The sequence below is a fragment of the Bradyrhizobium sp. MI1.4 genome (assembly GCF_055811315.1).
Window position 1 is genome coordinate 1 of sequence record NZ_JBVVPP010000135.1, and the last position, 920, is coordinate 920.

Genomic DNA, 920 nt, shown 5'->3' on the forward strand with positions numbered 1-920 from the left:
CAAGCAAGGTTCATTATCGCGGCCGGGGAATTTGTGGGCGAACTGACTGGATTACTGTTGGTGGCCAGAGCCACTTTTACCTTGTGCTTGCGGAACAATGCGATGGGCGGCACGCGGGTCTCTCGCAATGTATAGTTTGCGCCTGGTAACATCCCTGCCACAGTCCCGGCTTCTGCCATTGCTATGATCGATTGTTCGGACGCATATTCGAGATGATCGGCGGTAAGCGCCCTGTGCCGTGCGGCAGTCGCTCCGGCGGACGCGTCGGAATATTGGTCCGCATGCAAACGCACGGGTATCGAGTGTGCTCGTGCGGCTTCGAACAATCGGCTTATTTGACGGTCACTGAACCCAATGGTGTCCGCGAATCCGTCAACCGCATCAACGAGGCCTTCCGATACGGCGACCGGCAGCACCTTTTCGATAAGGAAAGAAATATAATCATCGGGCCGCCCTTTGAACTCCGGAGCAACTCCGTGTGCGCCGAGAAATGTGGAGACGATCGTGACAGGTAGATCCTGTTCTAGGGCGCGAGAGCAACGTAGCTGCTTTAGCTCCGTCTGAAGGTCTAGACCAAAACCGGATTTGCTCTCGATCGTGGTGACGCCATGCGCAATGAATTCTCGGACACGCCGCGAAGTTGTCGCGAACAACTCCTGAGCGGAGCAAGCTCGCGTCGCGTTGACTATCCCGGGGACACCACCTCCAGACCCATAAATCTCGTCACGGGTGGCCCCCCTGATCCGCATGCCAAAATCGCGGCGTCCATTGCCACTGTAGACAACATGAGTGTGCGGATCGATGAGACCGGGCAACACCCAAGCCCCGGCCATGTCGTGAATCTCGGTGGCATGCTCATGAAGTGCATTTGGGAGAGCATCGCGTCGGCCGACCCATGCGATACGTCCACTTTCTACCGC

The 920-nt window shown here is 57.2% G+C and carries 1 protein-coding gene; it reads right to left on the minus strand.

The features are described 5' to 3' along the window. Positions 1-902, minus strand: a 902-nt coding sequence (locus tag AC0L23_RS39955) for an amidohydrolase family protein (RefSeq protein WP_473358420.1), incomplete at its 3' end; no start/stop codon positions are given. Positions 903-920: the final 18 nt, after the last annotated feature.